Origin of the sequence: Micromonospora sp. NPDC047548 (genome assembly GCF_040642975.1) — a bacterium.
Lineage (GTDB): Bacteria > Actinomycetota > Actinomycetes > Mycobacteriales > Micromonosporaceae > Micromonospora.
Window position 1 is genome coordinate 42,343 of sequence record NZ_JBEYTI010000018.1, and the last position, 19,126, is coordinate 61,468.

A 19,126-nucleotide genomic window follows, 5' to 3' on the forward strand; every position below is an offset into this window, starting at 1 on the left:
AGGAGCTTTCATGCCTGCCAACGTCTCCCGGCGCACGTTCGTCGCCGGCGTCAGCGCCGCAGTAGCCACCTCCGCGATGGCTATGGCGGCCAGTCCGGCCACGGCCGGCCGCACCCGTCCGGCAAAACCGACCGTCGTGCTCGTCCACGGCGGTTTCGCCGACGCCACCGCCAGTTGGAGCGGCGTCGTGGAACGGCTGCAAGAGCGTGACTATCCGGTGATCGCACCGGCTACCCCGCTGCGCAGCCTGCCCTCCGACGCCGCCTACATCGCCAGCCTGCTGCGCAGCATCAACGGTCCGGTTATCCTGGTCGGCCACTCCTACGGTGGCGCGGTCATCACCAACGCCGCCGCCAGCGCCCCCAACGTCAGAGCCCTCGTCTACATTGCCGCGTTCGTCCCTGACACCGGCGAGGCCCTCGGCCAGCTCATCACCAAGTACCCGGGTAGCGAGATCCAGGCCGCCCTCAACCCGGTCCCGTACCCGAACCCGGACGGCACCACCGGCACCGACCTGTATCTCCAGGCCGACAAGCTTCGCCAGGTCTTCGCCGCCGACCTGCCGGCATCGACCACGAAGGTCATGGCGGCGACGCAGCGGCCGTTCAGCGCTGCCTGCTTCACCGACCTGACCCAGGCCGCTGCCTGGCACACCATTCCCTCGTGGGGCTTGATCGCCACCGACGACAAGGCCATCCCGCCTGCGCTGCAGCGCTACGAGTATCAACGCGCCGGCGCACAGACCGTCGAGGTGGCCGCCTCCCACGTGGCCATGGTCAGCCACCCGGATCTCGTGACGCAGCTCATCGTCGACGCCGACCGAGGCACCCGCTGACCTTCCGATCCGTGCAGAACCAGCCATGAGATGCGGGGCCCTGACCTCCTCAGGGCCCCGCACCGCAACGTCAACCGAGCGGTGCCAGCGGTGCTACCGCCGGGCACCGAGCCGCCGCCGTCACTCGTCCGTCGCGCGTACCGTCTGGATCAGCCGTCCGCCACGTCGGGTGCACAACAGCGCCCGACCGGGCGGAAGGTGCCGCGGTTTGACGTTGCCGAGCATCGGCCCTTCGGTCGGCGGACAGGACAGCACCACGTCCGGCGCGTTGGTCTCGGCCAGCCGCCGAATGAGCGGGTCCATCGACATGCGCATGACGTTGGCGGCACCGCGGGTGAGCACCAGGTGCAGACCGATGTCGGCACCCTGGGCCAGGTACGGCACGAGCGGCGTAAGCGGACTGTCATGGCCGGCCAACATGTCGAAGTCGTCGACCAGCACGAACAGTCGTGGCCCCTGCCACCAGTCGCCGCGCCGTAGTTGCTCGGCGCTCACGGAGCTGTCCGGCTCCCGCCGCTGCAGGCCGGCCACCGCGTCGGCCACCGCGGCGCGGGCGGTTTCGCCGGTGACGGCGTAGCCGAGGCGGTAGGGCTCCGGAACATCGTCCATGAGCGCGCGACGGAAGTCGACAGCCAATATGCGAGCCTGCTCCGGCTGGAACCGGCCGACGATCCACTGGGCGACGTAGCGGAGGAGGTTGGTCTTGCCGCTGCCGCTGTCACCTACGACAGTCAAGTGCGCCAGCTGCCTGAAGTCGTGCCAGACCGGCTCCAGTCGTTCCTCGTCAATGCCGAGACCGAGCACCAGCTCGCCGTCGCCGGGTGGCAGTGCGCTGGCCGGCAGCTCCGCCGGCAACGTCCGCACCGGCGGTGCCGGATCGCCCGGCCAGAACTCCCGGATCGTAGCGGCGAGCGTCCGGGCCGCCTCGGCTGCGGACTCGCCGTCGGGCACACCGTCGATGCGCGGCAGCGCGCCGAGGAAATGCAGCTTGTCGATGTTCAGGCCGCGGCCGGGTTGCTGCGGGACAGTCGCGGCGAGCCGCAGATCGACGGCAGAATCGACCGGGTCTCCGAGGCGCAGCTCCAATCGCGTCCCGATCTGGTCCCGCATCGCATGGTGAACTTCGGACCATCGCGAGGTGGTCAGCACCAGATGAATTCCGAAGTTGAGGCCGCGGGCGACGAGCTGCCGGATCACCGTCTCGCTCGCTTCGAACTCCTGACGCAGGGTGAACCAGCCGTCGACGACGAGAAACACGTCGCCGAACGGATCCTCGAGATGGTGACCTGCGGCCCGGCGGTCCCGATACGCCTCGATGCTGTCGACACCCAACGCGGCGAAGGTCCGCTCCCGCTCGGTGAGCAGGTTGCTGATCTCGGCGATCGTCCGCGTGACCCGTTCGGCATCGAGCCGGCCAGCGATGCCACCGACGTGCGGCAACGCGGCGAGCGCGGCCAATCCGCCCCCGCCGAAGTCGATGAGGTACAGCTGCACCTCGCGTGGACTGTGGGTGAGCGCGAGGCTGCACAGCAGGGTGCGCAACAGCGTCGTCTTGCCGCTCCGTGGACCGCCGGCGATGCCGACGTGCCCGCCGGTGCTCGCCAGGTCCGCCGTGAGCAGATCACGCACCTGGTCGAACGGCCGGTCGACGAAGCCGATCGGTACGGCGAGACGCCCCGCGCCCGGCCAGTCCATGGCCCGCAGACCGTGCTCGGGATCAGGTACCAACGGTGGTAACAACTGGTCGAGGGTGGGTGGCTCGCCCAGCGGCGGGAGCCACACCTGGTGCGCGGGTGGACCTTGGTCGACCATCTGGTCGACCATCAGCCGCATGATCGTGAGGTTGCGGCCCGGCTCGTCGACCGGTTCGTCCTCGGCGACTCTCGCGTCCGTCGGCTCGACGACCGCGACCGGCGCCAGAGAGTACGGCACGACCTGGCGGCGGACGGCTTCCTGGTGGACATGTTTGTCGTCGCCCCGGTGAACGCCGGAGACGTAGGCAGCCCGAAAGCGCACCAGGGTGGACACGTCCGTGCGCAGGTAGCCGTTGCCAGGAGCCGGCGGAAGGCTGTAGGCATCCGGTACGCCGATCACCGACCGGGACTCGATGGCGGAGAAGGTCCGAAGGCCGATTCGATAGGACAGGTGGGACTCGAGCTGGCCGATCCGGCCGTCGTCAAGGCGTTGGCTGGCCAAGAGCAGGTGTACCGCCAGTGACCGGCCGAGCCGTCCGATCATGACGAACAGCTCGACGAAGTCGCGGTGGGTGTTCAGCAGTTCGCTGAACTCGTCGACCACGACGAAGAGCGTCGGCAGCGGATCCAACGGCTCGCCCTGCGCTCGGGCTCGCTCGTACTCCACGACGGAGGAGTAGCCGCCGGCCTGCCGCAGCAACTCCTGGCGCCGGACGAGTTCGCCGTGCAGCGCGTCCTGCATTCGGGTGACGAGCGCAGACTCGTCCGCGAGGTTGGTGATCACTGCCGAGGTGTGTGGCAGGCGGTCGAGGCCCAGGAAGGTCGCGCCACCCTTGAAGTCCACCAGGACGAGGTTCAGGGTCTCGGACGAATGAGTGGCAGCCAGTGCGACCACCAACGTGCGCAGGAGTTCGCTCTTGCCGGAACCGGTGGCGCCGATGAGCATGCCGTGCGGACCAGCCCCGCCCATCGCCGACTCTTTGATGTCGAGCTCGACCGGAGAACCGTCGGTATCCACCCCGATCGCCACGCGCAGCCGCTCGGACGGGTTGCGCGGAGCCCACAGCAGGGACAGGTCCATCCGCGTCACATCCGCGATACCGAGCAGCCGGGCGAGGTCGATGTCTGTCCGCAGCGAATCGGCGGGGGCCTCGGTACTCAGGCTCAGCCGGTAGGGCGAAAGCACCCTGGCGAGGGCGGCGGCGACCGCGGTGCTCGTCCGGTCGGATCGAGCCAGCCGGTTGCGCATGTCGACCCCGACGCGATCTTTGCGGACGACGAAAAGGTCATCACCGTCCAGATGCAGGCACAACATGGTGCGACTCTGCGTGGCGGCAGTCTCGTCGAGGTCGATGAGCACCGCGTTGCGGTAACCGGAGGTGGCGAACCGGGCAGCGTTGCCGACCCGTCCGCCGTCGCGGACGACAATCACGAACGGCTCGTCACGCGACGGCGTGGCATCCGGCTCGTAACGCGGGCGCTCGATGAAGTCTTCGCCGAGCAGCGTCTCCACCACCTCGGCGCTCTCACCGACCAGTCTGGCCGCGCCGGCGCCGTCCTGGGCGCTGTGATGCTGCGAATGCGGCAACCACTTCGCCCACTCCCATGCGGCCAGGCCGCCCTCGTCGAGGCAGAAGGCAACACGCACGTCCTCCGGGGCATGGAACGCCACCACCTGGCACAGCAGCGACCTCACGAAGGTGCGGGCCTGCTCGCCCCCGACCCGTACCGTCGCGAACCCCCGAAGGAAGAGCGCGACCGGCTGACCCTCGATGGCCGTGTAGGCCCGGATGAAGCGGCGTAGTGACTTCGCGGACAGCGGCTCCAGATCCTCGATGGGTTTGGTCTGCATCGGCACCATGCGGGTGGCCAGACGCTGCTGGCCGGTGCCGACGCGAACTTCCAGGAAGTCAGGATGGGTTGGTCGGCGTTCCCACCGCCGGGTCGTCATGGCCAGCGACCACAGCGAGGTGGGATCGGGGTGTCGCCAACTGTTCGCATCGCGTTGCCGCAGGATGCTCTGCCGCACCCGCTTGCGGTTCTGGCCGAGGTACCGCATGTAGTCGCGGCGGTCGCCGCCCATTCGTTTCTTACGGTCGGCCCCGCTGAACGCCATCGTCCCAGCCGCCATGCCGACCATGGCGACGACCATCATGCCGGCCATGACAAAGGTGAGCGGCCCCCGCGAGCCATTCGTGAACATCATGACCATGACGCCCGACATGATGGCCATCGGCATCACGGTCATCATGGTTCGCGCCGCGTTGGACTGTGCCTCGGGCAGTTCCGGGGGCTCCTGCAGGTGCACCTCGCCGCTCGGTGTCTCCGGACCGGTACGGCGCGGAGGCCGCTGGAACAGCACGGTACCCACGTCGTGCGCCCTCCCGGCCCACGACTTGTGGGCCTCCGAGGCTTACTACGTGACGAGTGGCCGATCGGGTCACTGAGGGGCGCATCGTCGTGGACGCGGCATCGGCCGTCCTGGTCATCACCCCGACCATCCCGCCACCGGCGCTGATGGACGAAGAAACTGAACCGACCAGCCCCGGCGATCGTAGTGCCATCGGACGACGACCGGGAGGAGAAAGCACGGTGTCTGCCGATCCTGCGGCGACGCGGACGCCGCGCGGCGCTTACCACCACCTGCTGTCGCGGCTCGCCGACAGCTTGCCCGACGACCTGCTGCTCAACGCGCGTGACTGGGTTGCGCAGGGCAGGCTGGTCGACGTAGCGCAGGCGGTCGGCTTCGCCACCGCGACCGGGCTGTGTTTCCCCAGCGAGGAGGATCTCGCGCTGCTGCGTGGGACGCTGCTCGATGCCGCGCTCGACCCCACCTGTCTGGATCAGGCCGTCGGCGGCAAGGGGAGTTGGTGGGCGCTGGCCCCGGTCGGCCCAGCGGTCCTCGCCGAGTGCCGTGACCGCCTCGCATTCAGCCTGGACCTCACGGTGCCGCACGACCCTGACGTAGGTGTGGACGAACTCGACACGGCAGCCATCGCCGCCGCTTGCGGCCTGGACTACGTGGCCGGACTGTGGCGGGCGTGGCGATTCCCGGCGATCGACACGCCCTGGCCGTCACCACGGCGGATCTACCTGCTCTACACCGATGTGTCGACAGACGATCAACTCGCCCACGTCACGGCCTCGGTAGGGCGGTCGCTGGCCCCCGCGTCGGCGGGCCCGGCGCCAATGGTGGAGGTCTTCACGGACGTCACGCAACTGCCAGGGTTGCAACGCGTGGCCCTGTCGGCGGCCGCGCTGCTGTGGACCCGCGAGCCGTCGACGCCGCCGCTAGTCGCGGCGACAGCCAACACACCGGGTGACAGACCCCGGCAACTCGACCCGGCGCTCCGTCAAATGGTGCTGTCCTACCTTGGCGGCGGCATGCCGCTCGCGCTGCCGGGAGTGGAAGCACCAGAGGGAGAGTCACCCGCCGGGAGCCCGATGGGCGGATGGTTCACCGACGGCCACTGGGTCTGGTCCGCAGCCATATCCGACCGGTTACGGGTTCACGACGAGGCACCCCAGGACGATTTCGTGCGGCATATCAGTGAGCGGGACGGCATTGTCCCCGAGGTCGACCCGATCAGCCTGCATCGTGCGCTGTCGACGCTGTACGGGCTGCCGTGGCTCAACCCAACCTGAACGCATGTGGCAAGCCCCTGAGCACGGGACGGAGGTTCGATGGACCCCTACGTGGTCTGTGAGTTCGTCGATGACGTCCTGGTGATTCGGCACGCCGACGACGACCCAGTGGCACTCGCCGCCGTTGCGGCGGTGCTACGTCCGTCGCCCGAGACGGTTCACGTCGTGCTCGGCGACATGTTGGGCCGCCTGCCAGACCTGGCAGATCTTCTCCCGGCGGTGCTGGCGGAGTGGCTGGGCGGCGCGGCGGGCAACGTGCTGCTGCATCATGCCCCTGACTTCGGCGGCCCGGTGGGGCTGGCGGAGACGGCACGATCCCTCGCCGCGCAGTTGGGTAACCGTGTCCGGCTGGAGCCACTGCCGAACGACGGGTCGGCTCGGCCCCCGCGAGCGGCGCCGCCATCACCGCCCGAACGTTGCTCCCGGGAGGTGCCGAGCGCCGCCCCGACCCCCGTGACGCACTTTGCGGAGCTGGGAGATCTCCACGGCCGGCCAGCCGTTGTGCCCAGCGTCGCGGCGCCGGTAGCCAACGGTGGGGGGCCTCACCCCGACCGCCTCGTCTCCGCGCGGTTTCCGATCGTGTGGCGGTCTCGATCCGACACATCGCCGGACCGGCGCGAGAATCCGCCAGGTGCTGGTACCAGTGGCGTTCCTGGGCAGCGTTCACCTGCCGGCTGGTCCTTCTGCCCATCCCGAACACCCTGCCGAGCTCCCATCTGGGGTGCGTTCGTGGTCGAGCTGGAGCTGGGGTCGACGGGCCCGCTTGTCGAGGGCAGGCCAGCAACCGTCCGAGCCGTCGCCGCTGCCATCGACGCGGCGCGGCACGGACAACCTGGCGTGCTGATACTGCTGCTACACGGCGGCGTAGCCCGCTCGGCGGAGATCTTCCTCAGCAGCCTGGCGCGGAACCTCGGTACGCCGGTGCTGTCGTGCACCGGTCCCGTCTTCGTCACCGCGAGTGGCGTGCTCGTCGCGCCGATGGGCTTCCGCCGCTGGGCGCCGTCTTCACCGGACATGCCGGGAGTCGCGACGACTTCCCGGGCCGAGCTGATCGACCGGTATTTCCCCCCGCGTCCACTGCCACGGCGAGCCACCCCGAACCCGATGACAGATCATGCCTCGGGTGACATGAGCACCGGGATGGCGGTGGGCGCGGCCGCCGTGCCGGAAAGGGCGGAGCCCGAGACACCGGACGCCGCCACGCAGTTGCCGCCAGCCCAGGACCCGGCGCCGGTCGACGCCGGCGTCAAAGCACTGGTGCTTGCCGAGCGCTCGCCGCTGTCCGGGATCGTCTCCCGCCGTCCGTCCTCGGGCATCGGGCCGCTCGCCGGTGGAGGCGGCGACGCCACGCCCGGGGCGCCGCATCGGCGCCTCGAGATTCGACCCGCCGCCGACGGGCCGGAGCCGCCGGCGGCCGACGAGCTCGCGGTCATCGCAGCCGGATTGCTGATGGAACAGCCACATTCGTCCCTGTCGGCCGATGACCAAACCGAGCTGCGCCGCATGCTGAACGGGCGGTACGACGCGCACGGGAGGGTTGTCACGAGGCTGCTCGCGGAGCAGCCGGGATTGCGCTCCGGCGGCACCTCCCACGTCGGCACCGTGGCGGGTCTGGTCGCCGTGCAGGCATATGTGCAGGACCTGCGCGGACCGGTGAACGAATATCTGCGCGGTGCACCGGACGGATCGACGTCCCCCAGTGCGACGGTCGCTCGATGCGCGGCTGCCGGCCTCCGGCGACTCCCCGCGGCGCATGGGCCGGTGTTCACCAGCGGCACCGGGGCGGCGGGTGCAACCGCAGCGAGCCGCTACCGCCCGGGAGACGAGCTCGTGGAGCCAGGCTTCATCGACGTCGGGCTCGACCCGGGAACGGCCGCCGGCGAGGTGCAGTATGTGATCTGGTCGGCCAGCGCCCGCCGCCTCGGGCCGCTCGGTCGGGCGACCGAACGCCGGGCCCTCTTCCCACCGGGCTCCCGGTTCACCGTGCTGGCGGTCGAGCCGCCGGTGACATCAGGACAGCCGGCCCGCGTCCTGCTGCGGGACCGCGTCTCGACGGTTGGCCAGGCTGGCCGCTACGGCGGTCCGACCACTGACAACGAACAGGTGGTCGCGCGCCTGCAGGCGGCGAGCGACGGTACGGCCTCCGCGGCCGCCAACGCCTGCGTCGAGTTCGCCCTGGGGCTCGACACATCGGGTCGCCCATTTCGGCAGCGATCTGGCGACACGGTTACCCCGGCTGCGCAGCGCGACCGCCCGCAGCGACGGGATCGAGGAGAGGCTGGAGCGCGATGAGTCTGAACGTCATCTCTGTTTCCCAAACGGAGCCAGGGTGCCCTTCCTCGATCGCGGAGGCCATCGACATGGCTGGTCACGGAGGCACGGTCGTCGTCCAGCCGGGCCGCTACCGAGAGAACGTGCGATTGACGCGCGACGTGACGATCCTGGCCGAGGAGGGGCGAGGCACGGTAACCATCGACGGCGGTCAGAGCGTCGCAGTGTTCGGAGCCGGTGGTATGGCCACCTTGCGGGGCCTCCGGCTACGCGGCGGCGACGATCAGCTGCCCGCAGTGCAGCTGCGCGGCGGTCGGCTCGTGCTGACTGACTGCGACGTCGAGGGTTCGGCCGTCGTGGCCGTACACGTGGCGGGCGGTGAGGTGAGTGCCCGAGGTTGCGCGGTGAGCAACCCCGGTGGCGCGGGCTTGCTCATCGAGGGCGCTGCTGTGAAGGCGACCGTCGAGAGCACCACGATCACGGACACCGGCACGGCAGGCGTCGTGGTCCTGAACGGCGCCGATCCACTCCTGCGTGGCTGCACCCTCCGCGACGTGGGCGGCGCGGCTGTGCTGTTCGGCAAGGCAGCGCGCGGAACACTGGACAACTGCACGATCACGGCCACGACCGGCCCGGCGATCGCGGTGGAGAGCGGGGCGCAACCGCGCATCACGGGTGGTTCCGTCCGCGACACCGCCGGTGCGGCGGTCACGATCGTCGACGCGAAGCCGGTGATCACCAATCTCGAGATTCGGCAGGTAGCCACGCACGGCGTCGTCGTTTCCGGGGACGCCGACGCGGTGCTGACCGGATGCAGCATCGCCGCCACCGCCGGCCACGCCATCATCCTCGCCGGCTCCGCGCGCGGACGCCTGCGGGACTGCCAGCTTCATCCGGGCGACGCCGCCTTGGCCGCGCTTGTCGGGGACGCTTCGATCGATCTGCATGACTGTCAGCTGAGCGCCGGCGGCCGGACGGCGCTGCTGCTGCGCGAACGCAGCCGCGCCGCGCTGGTCGGCTGCAGCATCGACGAGGCTGACGTCGGCATCGCCGTGGACGACGACGCGCAGGCGGACGTCGGCAAGCTGACTCTCTCGGAATGCGGCGAGACCGGCGTGCACATGTCCGGGCAGAGCAGCGCCGCACTGCGTCACAGCCATCTCAGCGTGGACGGAAACGCGGTAGCGGTGGTCGTGGACGAGGACAGCCGGATCGACCTGGACGAGGTCACCCTCGCCGGTGCCGGCCCCGGCATGGTCATCAGGTCAGCGGCCACCGCTGTCGTCTCATCGTGCGATATCAGTGGCTCGCGAACAGTCGGGGTGCAGGTGGACGGCCGGGGGACACTCCGGATGTTCCGAACCCGTGTTCATCGCTGCGTGCGCGGTATCCGCTTCGCCGAGGACTCGACGGGCGAGGTCACCGACTCCGAAGTCGTCGGCAATGGTGCCCGGGCGCTGCAGATCGACACCCGCCGTCCGGTCACCACCGAAGGCAGCACCATCGTCGACGCCGCAGCGGCCCTCGGGCGCGACGAAACGACGAATGGCCATGGTCGCCCGGTACCGGCGATGCCCGACCGGGCCGGGGCGGGCCCGGCCGCAGCGCCGGCTGCGAACGCGATCGGCAACGCCGCGGCGAGCATCCCGCCGGAGGTACCGGAGTCGAACGGCGGCGACGACCCGGTCGGCAAGCTGCTCGAAGAACTGGACGCGCTGGTCGGCCTCGCCGGGGTGAAGCGCGAGGTGGCAACGCTTGTCGGGCTGCACCGGGTGAGCCAGAGCCGGCGTGCCGCCGGGCTTCCGGTGCCGCCGATCTCGAGGCACATGATGTTCGCCGGAGCACCGGGTACGGGCAAGACCACCGTCGCGCGGCTCTACGGCCGGATCCTCGCCACGCTCGGGGTGCTACCCGGCGGTCAGCTCGTCGAGGTGTCCCGAGCGGATCTCGTCGCCGAGCACATCGGCGGCACCGCCGTCAAGACGAAAGCCAAGTTCGACGAGGCGCTCGGCGGCGTCCTGTTCATCGACGAGGCCTACACCCTTTCCCCGGTCGACGGGGGCGGAAGCGGACACGACTTCGGCCGGGAGGCCGTTGACATGCTGGTGAAGCTGATGGAGGACCACCGGGACGAGATCGTCGTCATCGTCGCTGGCTATTCGCCGCAAATGCGCACGTTCATGGACTCCAACCCGGGCCTCGCCTCCCGGTTCGCCAAGACGGTCGAGTTCGACAGCTACAGCACGACAGAGCTGGTGAGTATCGTCGAGCAGCTGTGCCGCACACACCACTACTCGCTCGAGTACGACACCCGCGTCGTCCTGGCCCGAATGTTCGACGGCATTGCGCGAACCGAGTCGTTCGGCAACGCCCGCGTGGCGCGCAAGATCTTCGAGGAGATGCTCGGTCGACAGGCGGTGCGGCTCGCCGGCAGCGGCCAGCTCTCCGGCGTCGAACTCGCGCAGCTGCTGCCGGAGGACCTCGGCGAGGCCGCGGTGTCAGACGGCCCCGACGACGCGCGGACCGCTGAGCTGGGGGCGTTGCTGGCCAAGCTGCAGCAGATGATCGGGCTGGCGGAGGCGAAGCGCGAGGTGAAGGAGTTGATCGACCTTCTGTCGTCAACACGTGCGCGGGTTCGCGCCGGTCTGCCTGCGCCGGTGGTATCCCGGCATCTGATCTTCTCCGGGCCTCCCGGCACCGGAAAGACCACCATGGCGCGGTTGTACGGCCAATTGCTCGCCGCGCTCGGCGTGCTGTCCTCCGGGCAGGTCGTCGAGGTCGCCAGGGCGGACCTGGTCGGCGAGTACATCGGTCAGACCGCGCACCGCACCACAGAGGCGTTTGAGCGGGCCCGGGGCGGTGTGCTGTTCATCGACGAGGCATACACGCTGGCGCCCTCCGAATCGCGCCAGGACTTCGGTCGCGAGGCTATTGACACGCTGGTCAAACTCATGGAGGACCATCGCGACGAAGTCGTCGTGATCGCCGCCGGATACGAACGGGAAATGGCAGCATTCCTTGCGGCCAACACCGGTCTCGCGTCCCGGTTCACCCGGCGAATCCACTTCGCCAACTACCGACCGGACGAGCTGGTGGCCATCTTCGACGGCTTCGCTCAGGCGAACGGTTACGACTGTCCCGGTGCCACACTCACCGCACTGCGAACGCATTTCGAACAGGTCCCGAAGGGCGCCACGTTCGGCAACGCCCGCTACGCCCGTACTCTCTTCGACGACGCCGTCACCCGGCAGGCCGGTCGCCTGCGGGCGATTGGTGCCCCTACCGTTGAGCAGATGCGCGTGCTGACCGTAGCGGACGTGACGCCCGGACACTGAGCATCACCTCGGGTACCTGATATAGCAGGTCCTGCCTGCCATGCCCACGCGACCTGACCCGCCTTGCCTGATCGGCTCCGCGAGTTGCCCGGGCAACCGCTGCTCACAAATCAACTGTTGCGAACGTTCGTTGAACCGGACGTTGGTTACGCCGTTGTAAAGTGCATGACGGTATCCTCTGCGGCGGCGAGTCGGCTGGTCATCTGCGGGCCAGACCGCACACTCGAACTAGCCGTGCCGTCGGACGTGGTGATCGCCGACCTGTTGCCGGCATTGCTGGACCACCTCGGGTCGGACCTCGCCGACAGCGGCCTGGCCCACGGGGGCTGGGTGTTGCAGCGTGTGGGCGGACCGCCGCTGGACGCGGACGTGACCGTCGCCTCGCTGGATCTGCGCGACGGCGAGACCCTGTTTCTGAGACCTCTGGCCGACCAGCTACCGCCGGTGCATTTCGACGATTTGATCGACGGCGTGGCAACCTCGGTGAGCAAGAGGTCCGGCTACTGGCGACCGGCGTTCACCCGGTACGCCATGGCGACGGTCGGCGCGGTCGTGGTGGCTGTCACCCTGGTCGCCGTCGCCACTGCTGGACCCGTGCTGCTGCGGGCCGTCGGTGCCGCAGGGATGGCCGTGCTGCTGTTCGGGATCGCGGTTGGCGCGCGCCTCTTCGACGAACGCGTCTTCGGCCTGCTGTGCGCCGCGAGCGCCGTCGGCGCACTCGCCGTGGCGGGTGTCATCGCCCCCGATGCCGGTGGGGGGCAAGCGGACGTAGGTCTCGGCGCACCGCATGTGCTGACCGGTGGGACGGCCACCTTGGCCGGCGCTCTCGTCGCCGCGTACGTGTACCCGAGTGCCCGTCCGCTCTTCGTCGCCGTCGCATCGGTCGGGTGCTTCGCCGTGCTGGGTGGGGCACTCGGCATCCTCGCGGACTTTTCGGTCACCCAGGCGGTGGCCGTGACAGCCGTCGCCGCCACCCTGATCACGCTAGCTGTTCCGCTGCTAGCGGCACGAATGGCCGGCATCCGGCTGGCCCCGCTGCCCACAAAGCCGGAGCACCTGCAGGAGGACATCGAGCCGGAGCCGAGCGAACGGGTTCTCGCCGATGGCCTGACCGCCGACCGGTTCATGACCGCGCTACACGGTGGGGCGGGGATCGTGAGCGGCATCGGCCTGGTTCTGCTTGCCCTGGCGGGGACCCGGTCGACGACCCTGCTGGTGCTACTGGCGAGCGTCGCCCGGTTGCTCATGTCCAGGACGATGACAAGCGCATGGCATCGGGCTGCCCTCGGAGTTCCGGCGCTGTCGGGCCTCGCGGTACTGGCGACCGGCGGCCTCGTTCAGCTTGAGCCAGTCCTGCGGGTGAGCATCGTGCTGGTGGCGGTGCCGGTGTCGATCGTGCAACTGCTCGTGGCCGCGCGGGCTTTGTCGAAGCGCAGGTTGTCGCCCTACTGGGGGCGGGCCGGTGATGTGCTGGAGACGCTGTCCACGGTGGCGCTGGTGCCGGTGGCGCTCGCCGTGCTCGATGTGTACGCCATGGTCCGGGGCATCGGTGGGTGACCATGCAGTCCCGGCGTGATCAGGTGCAGGCCCACAGCTTCATGGTGGGCCGGTTGTCAGCCGCCCTCGTCGCGGGCGATCCCGACGGGCTCGAGAGCCCGCACCGCCGCTTGGCCGTCGGCTCCCTTGTCGGTGTGCTGCTGGCCGCACTGCTGGTCGCCGGCTTTGCCGTCTTCGGCCTGATCCGGCCCGGGGGCGCCACGTCCTGGCGCGAACCCGGCGTGGTGATTGTGGAAAAAGAGACCGGAACCCGCTTCTTCCTCGTGCAAGGTCGGCTGCGGCCGGCGCTCAACTACGCGTCGATCCTGCTGCTGTCGCCGGAGACGCCGAAGGTGGTGCGGGTATCGGCCGCGTCGCTGCGTGGTGTGCCGCACGGACAGCCGATCGGCATCCCCGGTGCCCCGGACGCCATCCCACCCGCCGGCGACGGTGTGAACCTGGTCTGGAACTCGTGCGCGCAGGTCGCACGCGACCAGTCGGGCAGCGCGCTAACCGTCACCACCCTCGCAATCGGCCGGCCGTCCGCCCTCAACGGCGCGCCCGCGCCAGCGGGCCGGGCCGTCGTGGTCAGGGTCGCCGGTGGCGACACGTTCCTGTTGCGGCAGGGCAGAAGGCACCGGGTGGTCGACAGCTGGATCCCCCGCGTCCTGCGTCAGGACACCCCCATCGTCGTCGACACCCGTTGGCTCGACAACTTCCCGCTCGGACCCGACGTCGCCGCGGTCGCGGTGCCGCGACGTGGCGAGCGTGGGCCGCGCGTCGACGGTCGGGAGACGCGCATCGGCGAGCTGTTCGCCGATCCGGTCGAGGCGGGTACCGGCCGGATGTTCGTTCTGCAGGCGGACGGCCTCAGCCCGCTGTCGCCGTTCGCCGAGACCCTCCTCGCCGGCGACCCGGCGACAGCGGCGCTCTACCAGGGCCGGCCCGTGGCGCCGTCGACGCTCAGCCCGGCCGCCCTCAGCCAGCTGGGCCAATCCCGGATAGCCGCGATGGCCGATGGACTGCCCAAAGCGGTGCCGTTACCCGCGCAGACCGCGCCCGGTCGTACCTGGTGCGTTCAGCACGGCGCCCGCGACCGGGATGCGCGGCTCGTGGCGGCCCACGGGTTGGGCGACCGCGACCTGGTCACCGACACCGCCAGCGTCACCCGGACCTCATCGACCGCCGCGGCCGTGTGGGTTGAGCCGGGCAGAGGTGGTCTGTTTCGGGTGGGACGCCCAGACCAGGCGCCGGGAGCTGACCTGTTCCTGGTGACCGACGCGGGACTGAAGTTCCCGGTCGCCGACGGCGATGCCGCCGCGCGACTCGGCCATCCGGCGACGACCGCCGTCGCCGTCCCGCGGACCTTTCTCGAGCTCTTGCCGACCGGCCCGACATTGAGTCGGTCGGCCGCAGGGGGTGATCGAACAACACCGCGACCAGGATCCACCCAGTTCTAGGACAGCTATGGAAGGAAGAACATGCCCAGACCCCTCGTCATTGATGAGGCGAGCACGGTAGCGCTGGTCAACCAGTTCAACGACACGGTTGAAGACCAGCAGACCGCGCGGCAGAACCTCAACAACATCTCCACCAACCTCGCGGCGAACTGGAAGAGCGACTCGGCCTCGCCGGTCTTCCAGCAGGGCCTGGACGCGGCGAACCGGGCGCTCAACCGCATCGCCGTCGCGCTCCGGGGGATCTCCGACGAGATGGTCGCGTTCGCCCAGGACACCCGGAGCACCGAGGACGACAACGCGGTCAACTCCCAGCAGGTGCTGGCGAGCTTCGGCAACGGCAGTTGGGCGGGGTGACACCATGACCAACTACATGGCCAACCTCGATGGCATGCACGATGTGATCGCGCAGCTCCGCCAGCTCTACAACGCGGAGGTGAACTCGCTGCAAGCCCTGGACCAGGCGAAGAACAACTACGCCGCGAACAACCAGGGCTCCGCGATCGACGGGTACGAGGCGGCGCAGAACGAGTGGAACGCGGCGCTGAACGAGTTCAACACCGCGCTCACGGTCGCCGAGCGGGCCCTCGGCGAGATCGGCGACGGCTACAACATGACGGACCAGCGGGGCGCGAACCGCTTCGCGTGAGAGAGCGCCGCTGGAACCGGCGCAGGTCTAGAGCGCCGGTTCCAGCGGCCGACCTAGAGAGGTGAATACGTGCCGACGCTGGTCGTCAACGAGGATTACATCACGCAGGTGAACAACCTGCTGGCCCGCTTCGTGCCGGAACTCGGCGAGCTGCGCAGCGGACAAAACGTGTCCGGCCAAGGCCCTAACAAGACGCCCTCGCAGATCCTGGACAACATCCTGCTCAAAAACGGCAGTGACGGTTATGCGCTGGGAACCCAGTTGAAGCAACGGCTGGGCACACAACTGAAGTCGTTGTCGGAGCAATTGGCCAACCGTTCCGTCTACCTCAGCCAGCTCAACTCGAATGTGAACGTATTTCTCAGCGAGACCGACAACACCGAGAACTACAACACGGTGAAAGCCGGGGAGTTCACCCCGTATCTGCCCAAGTAGCTGACGCCGTCGTCGACGCTCGTCCGGAAAGGCCACCATGACTCAGCCCAACCCAGTCCGATGGGAACAAATCCTGCAAACGGTCCTCGGGTCCAAGGCGATCGACCGGACGAGCTTCGCCGACAAGCCGTGGCTGCGGCTGGTCAACATGGTCGGCCGGCGGGGCCAGGATGACGACCCGTGGAACGACCCGAACCCGGACAACGGCGGGGACGGCAAGTTCACGGTGTACCGCAAGGCGAGTTGGCCGGACGGCCGGAAGGAGTTCCAGATGCTGGAATTCTCGGTCGACTTCTTCGTCAAGAACGGCGACCGGTCGCCGCACGACATTTATCAGCAGGACTGGGTCACCAACTTCACCGACAGCGTCGCGGGCGCCAACAACGTGCTCGACGAGTCGACCTTCTACAGCGCCGCCAACGCGATCGACAACGCGACCACATGGTTCCGGTCGACCACGGATCGGCTCACGCCCTGGGTGGACAACGTCAACACCGAGGAGTCAGGGTTCCAGGGATCCGCCGCGGAGGTGTTCCGCTACCAGATCCTTAATCTGCGGCACCAGATGGAGATGTACCGCCGACAGCTGACCACACCGCAGGAATGGTCCTCGCAGCTGCGCCTGAGCGGCGACCGGGCGGCCTCCTTCAAGCCGTCGATCACCAATGCCTGGAACACGTATCTCACGCTGCCCACACCCCGCGACGTCATCCTCAGCGTCCTGCAGCAGTTGGAGACCCAGGCCGACCAATTGGACAAAATCACGAGCTTCGGCTGGTACAAGGACCATAAGTACAACGACAATAACCTTGCTCACGTGATTCCCGCTGATTGGTCGTGGGACTTCAACATCACGCTCGGCAACAACACCTCTGTCTACAACCTGGCCGACCCGAGTCAGGCCGCCGCACTCGACTTCGCCATGCGGTGGGCGTGGGCCAACAACGTCGTGCAGTACCTCGACCGCCCGGCGCTGGACGCGTTCACGCAGCTGAACACCGCGTACCAGGCGGCGTACTCCACCATGTCGTTGCCGATCACGCTCCAGCAGTACCCGATCGCCCTGAACGACCCGAACGACCCGAACCTGCCGGACAAGGACGACCCGAATGGGCCTCCGGACCTGGACAGCGGCGGCGGTGGCGGTGGTGGTGGGGGCAACGAGAACATCGACCTCGGTGGCGGTGGCGGTGGCGGTGGCGACGGGAACCTCAACCTCGACGGCGGTGGCGGTGGTGGTGGTGGGGGCAACGAAAACCTCACCTTCGACGGCGGTGGCGGTGGTGGTGGTCTTCCGCTGGATGGCGGTGGCGGTCCCGGTGGCGGTCCGGGTGGCAACGAGTTCACCGTTGGCGGTGGTAGCGGCGGTGGTGGTCTTCCGCTGGACGGCGGTGGCGGTCCCGGTGGCGGCAACAACCTGCTCGGTGTGCCGGGCTCGGACGGTGGCTCGTCCGGACTGCCGGACACGAGCGGCGGCGGCTCGGGAGTGCCCGGCGGAGTGTTCGGCCCACTCGGCGCCCCCGGTAGCCCCGGAGGCAGCCCGCAGAGGATCGGCCGGTTGAACGGTTCCCCCTCCTCCGAGGGAGGCGCGAACGACTTCACCGAACCGGGCAGCGGCAATCGCGACGACCCCACATTCGGCGGTGGGAGCACCCTGCTGAACGGGCTCGGCGACGAGACGTCGGTGAACGGGCTCGGTGGTCCTACGCCGATCGGTGGGGTGCCGGGCAACGATCCGGGCGTCTCCGGCGGTGTGTTCGGCGGCGGCGGCGACGTCCGCTCCGGCATTGTGGACACCGGCATTCCGTCGCTGGACAATTCGGACCTGCCACCCGTCACCTCCTCCGGGTCGCAATCGATCGGCGGCCTGACGGAGGGCAACAACAACGGCCTCAACGATTTCGGCGACGACCTCCCGACCGACCGACCCGACGAGCTCGGTGGCGGCTCCAGCGGCCTCGACGACCTGCCCGACACTTCCGGGGTGCGCCTCGGCGACGGCAGCGGGAACTTCTCCGGTTCGGGCGGTCCGGGTTTCGACGGCGGCAACAGCTTCGGCTCGACGCCCTACCAGTCGCCGTCCGATGTGAACTCGTCGCTGGCGACCTCCATGTTCCCCACCGCCGGCGGTCAGGGCACCCCGGGGACGAACGGCATGAACAGCGGGATGCCCTTCATGCCGCCCATGGGCGGCATGGGCCAGCCGAACGCCAACCAGGACAAGGATCGTGAGCGGTCCACCTGGCTCGTCGAGGACGAGGACGTCTGGGGCACCGACCCGACGTGCGCCCCGGCCGTCATCGGCCGCGGCGACAACACCGACTTCGACGCGATCGAACGCGGCGAGTGGGAACCCGCGCCGGCCGCTTCGCCGGCGACCGCGACGGAGCGCAGCACCCCGAACGCCGAGCGGGCGCGCGGGTGACGGATGAGGAGGTAACAGATGTCTGACTCGGGCCAGCCGCGATCGGACGAGACGTTCGCGGAGGTGGAGGGCCAGATCAAGGCGCTGAAGGCGGCCGGCGATCGACTGGCCGGCGGCTCCTTCGAGGCGGTCGGCAAGAAGCGCGCCTTCAAGGTGACGGTCAACGGCAGCGGCGAGTTGGTGGGCATCAAGTTCCTGACCCGGTCGTATCGCACGATGCCGGGCGAGGAACTCGCCGATCAGCTCGTCGAGGCGATCGGCGAGGCACGGCGCAAGGCGATCGACGCGGGGCTGGCCAACCTCGTCGGGATCATGCCGAGCGGGTCCCCCGCCGAGGAGTTGCTGTCCGGCAAGACGGACATGGCCGAGATCTTCGGAGACGCGATGCGCTGGCTCGGCGTCGGCCCGGTGGCGGAGCCGGCACCGGGCCCGCGAGGGGAGGTGCGTGGTGGCTGAGCAGGTCGGTCTCGATACCGAGTATCTCAAGAGCGACGCCTTCAAGCAGTTCCGCGCCCACCTGGACCAGATTCAGAACCGGCTCGACGACATGTGGACCCCGGGGCAGATGGTGCCGTTCGTCCAATGCGATATGGACGAGATCGCCCTGAAACTCGCGACGACCGCCATCGACGCCGTCAACGGGCTCAAGGACGGCCTGAACCAACTGGTCGACAGCGACGGCGAGAACGTGGACATCCTCGCCCGCCTCGCCAGCCTGCAAGAGGACAACGCGACCGACGAAAGTCAGAAATTCAACAACAGCCTCGGCGGTCACTGACGGAGTACACGATCGCCCGGCCGCGCGATGCCCGTAGGGCCGCGGCCGGGCGTGGGCCGCGAGACC

General features: G+C 69.0%; 13 protein-coding genes. 12 read left to right on the forward strand and 1 reads right to left on the reverse strand.

What is annotated here, in order from left to right:
* Window positions 1–10: 10 nt before the first annotated feature.
* The gene (locus ABZ807_RS19510; RefSeq protein WP_357159541.1) at window positions 11–835 is read left to right on the forward strand and encodes an alpha/beta hydrolase; all 825 of its coding nucleotides are present in this window, start codon (window positions 11–13) and stop codon (window positions 833–835) included.
* A gap of 120 nt (window positions 836–955) precedes the next feature.
* On the opposite strand, the gene eccCa is transcribed toward ABZ807_RS19510, so the two are convergent.
* Window positions 956–4,900 carry a type VII secretion protein EccCa gene (gene eccCa, locus ABZ807_RS19515; protein ID WP_357159544.1) on the reverse strand — a complete coding sequence of 1,315 codons (3,945 nt, stop codon included), beginning with the start codon at window positions 4,898–4,900 and terminating at the stop codon, window positions 956–958.
* 56 nt (window positions 4,901–4,956) lie between these two features.
* Here eccCa and ABZ807_RS19520 point away from each other — a divergent pair, with 56 nt between their 5' ends.
* The 11 genes from ABZ807_RS19520 to ABZ807_RS19570 all read left to right on the forward strand — a co-directional run bounded on the left by ABZ807_RS19520 (window position 4,957) and on the right by ABZ807_RS19570 (window position 19,060).
* The gene (locus ABZ807_RS19520) at window positions 4,957–6,174 is read left to right on the forward strand and encodes a hypothetical protein (RefSeq protein WP_357159547.1); all 1,218 of its coding nucleotides are present in this window, start codon (window positions 4,957–4,959) and stop codon (window positions 6,172–6,174) included.
* Between the two features lie 39 nt (window positions 6,175–6,213).
* A complete protein-coding gene (locus tag ABZ807_RS19525; protein ID WP_357159550.1) occupies window positions 6,214–8,466 on the forward strand; it encodes a hypothetical protein in 2,253 nt (750 codons plus the stop codon).
* Window positions 8,463–11,780 carry an AAA family ATPase gene (locus tag ABZ807_RS19530; RefSeq protein ID WP_357159553.1) on the forward strand — a complete coding sequence of 1,106 codons (3,318 nt, stop codon included), beginning with the start codon at window positions 8,463–8,465 and terminating at the stop codon, window positions 11,778–11,780. The genes ABZ807_RS19525 and ABZ807_RS19530 overlap by 4 nt, the downstream gene beginning before the upstream one ends.
* A 165-nt stretch (window positions 11,781–11,945) precedes the next feature.
* A complete protein-coding gene (eccD, locus tag ABZ807_RS19535) occupies window positions 11,946–13,337 on the forward strand; it encodes a type VII secretion integral membrane protein EccD (protein WP_357159556.1) in 1,392 nt (463 codons plus the stop codon).
* Between the two features lie 2 nt (window positions 13,338–13,339).
* Complete coding sequence (gene eccB / locus ABZ807_RS19540) at window positions 13,340–14,776, forward strand: type VII secretion protein EccB (protein ID WP_357159662.1); 1,437 nt, start codon at window positions 13,340–13,342, stop codon at window positions 14,774–14,776.
* A gap of 21 nt (window positions 14,777–14,797) precedes the next feature.
* Window positions 14,798–15,130, forward strand: a complete 333-nt coding sequence (locus ABZ807_RS19545) for a hypothetical protein (protein ID WP_357159559.1) — start codon at window positions 14,798–14,800, stop codon at window positions 15,128–15,130.
* Window positions 15,131–15,134: 4 nt separating this feature from the next.
* Window positions 15,135–15,422 carry a WXG100 family type VII secretion target gene (locus tag ABZ807_RS19550; protein ID WP_357159562.1) on the forward strand — a complete coding sequence of 96 codons (288 nt, stop codon included), beginning with the start codon at window positions 15,135–15,137 and terminating at the stop codon, window positions 15,420–15,422.
* A 69-nt stretch (window positions 15,423–15,491) separates the two neighbouring features.
* Window positions 15,492–15,857, forward strand: coding sequence for a hypothetical protein (locus ABZ807_RS19555; protein ID WP_357159565.1), 366 nt, complete (start codon window positions 15,492–15,494; stop codon window positions 15,855–15,857).
* Between the two features lie 37 nt (window positions 15,858–15,894).
* Window positions 15,895–18,282 carry a hypothetical protein gene (locus ABZ807_RS19560; RefSeq protein ID WP_357159567.1) on the forward strand — a complete coding sequence of 796 codons (2,388 nt, stop codon included), beginning with the start codon at window positions 15,895–15,897 and terminating at the stop codon, window positions 18,280–18,282.
* An 18-nt stretch (window positions 18,283–18,300) separates the two neighbouring features.
* Window positions 18,301–18,738, forward strand: coding sequence for a YbaB/EbfC family nucleoid-associated protein (locus ABZ807_RS19565; protein WP_357159570.1), 438 nt, complete (start codon window positions 18,301–18,303; stop codon window positions 18,736–18,738).
* Window positions 18,731–19,060, forward strand: coding sequence for a hypothetical protein (locus tag ABZ807_RS19570; protein ID WP_357159573.1), 330 nt, complete (start codon window positions 18,731–18,733; stop codon window positions 19,058–19,060). Before ABZ807_RS19565 ends, ABZ807_RS19570 begins: the two co-directional genes overlap by 8 nt.
* Window positions 19,061–19,126: the final 66 nt, after the last annotated feature.

Excerpts from the sequence above, each read along its gene's own strand:
- ABZ807_RS19530 (WP_357159553.1), top strand. The coding sequence starts at position 8,463 with ATGAGTCTGAACGTCATCTCTGTTTCCCAAACGGAGCCAGGGTGCCCT.
- ABZ807_RS19565 (WP_357159570.1), top strand. The coding sequence starts at position 18,301 with ATGTCTGACTCGGGCCAGCCGCGATCGGACGAGACGTTCGCGGAGGTG.
- ABZ807_RS19525 (WP_357159550.1), top strand. The coding sequence starts at position 6,214 with ATGGACCCCTACGTGGTCTGTGAGTTCGTCGATGACGTCCTGGTGATT.
- eccD (WP_357159556.1), top strand. The coding sequence starts at position 11,946 with ATGACGGTATCCTCTGCGGCGGCGAGTCGGCTGGTCATCTGCGGGCCA.
- ABZ807_RS19510 (WP_357159541.1), top strand. The coding sequence starts at position 11 with ATGCCTGCCAACGTCTCCCGGCGCACGTTCGTCGCCGGCGTCAGCGCC.
- ABZ807_RS19545 (WP_357159559.1), top strand. The coding sequence starts at position 14,798 with ATGCCCAGACCCCTCGTCATTGATGAGGCGAGCACGGTAGCGCTGGTC.
- eccB (WP_357159662.1), top strand. The coding sequence starts at position 13,340 with ATGCAGTCCCGGCGTGATCAGGTGCAGGCCCACAGCTTCATGGTGGGC.
- ABZ807_RS19560 (WP_357159567.1), top strand. The coding sequence starts at position 15,895 with ATGACTCAGCCCAACCCAGTCCGATGGGAACAAATCCTGCAAACGGTC.
- ABZ807_RS19550 (WP_357159562.1), top strand. The coding sequence starts at position 15,135 with ATGACCAACTACATGGCCAACCTCGATGGCATGCACGATGTGATCGCG.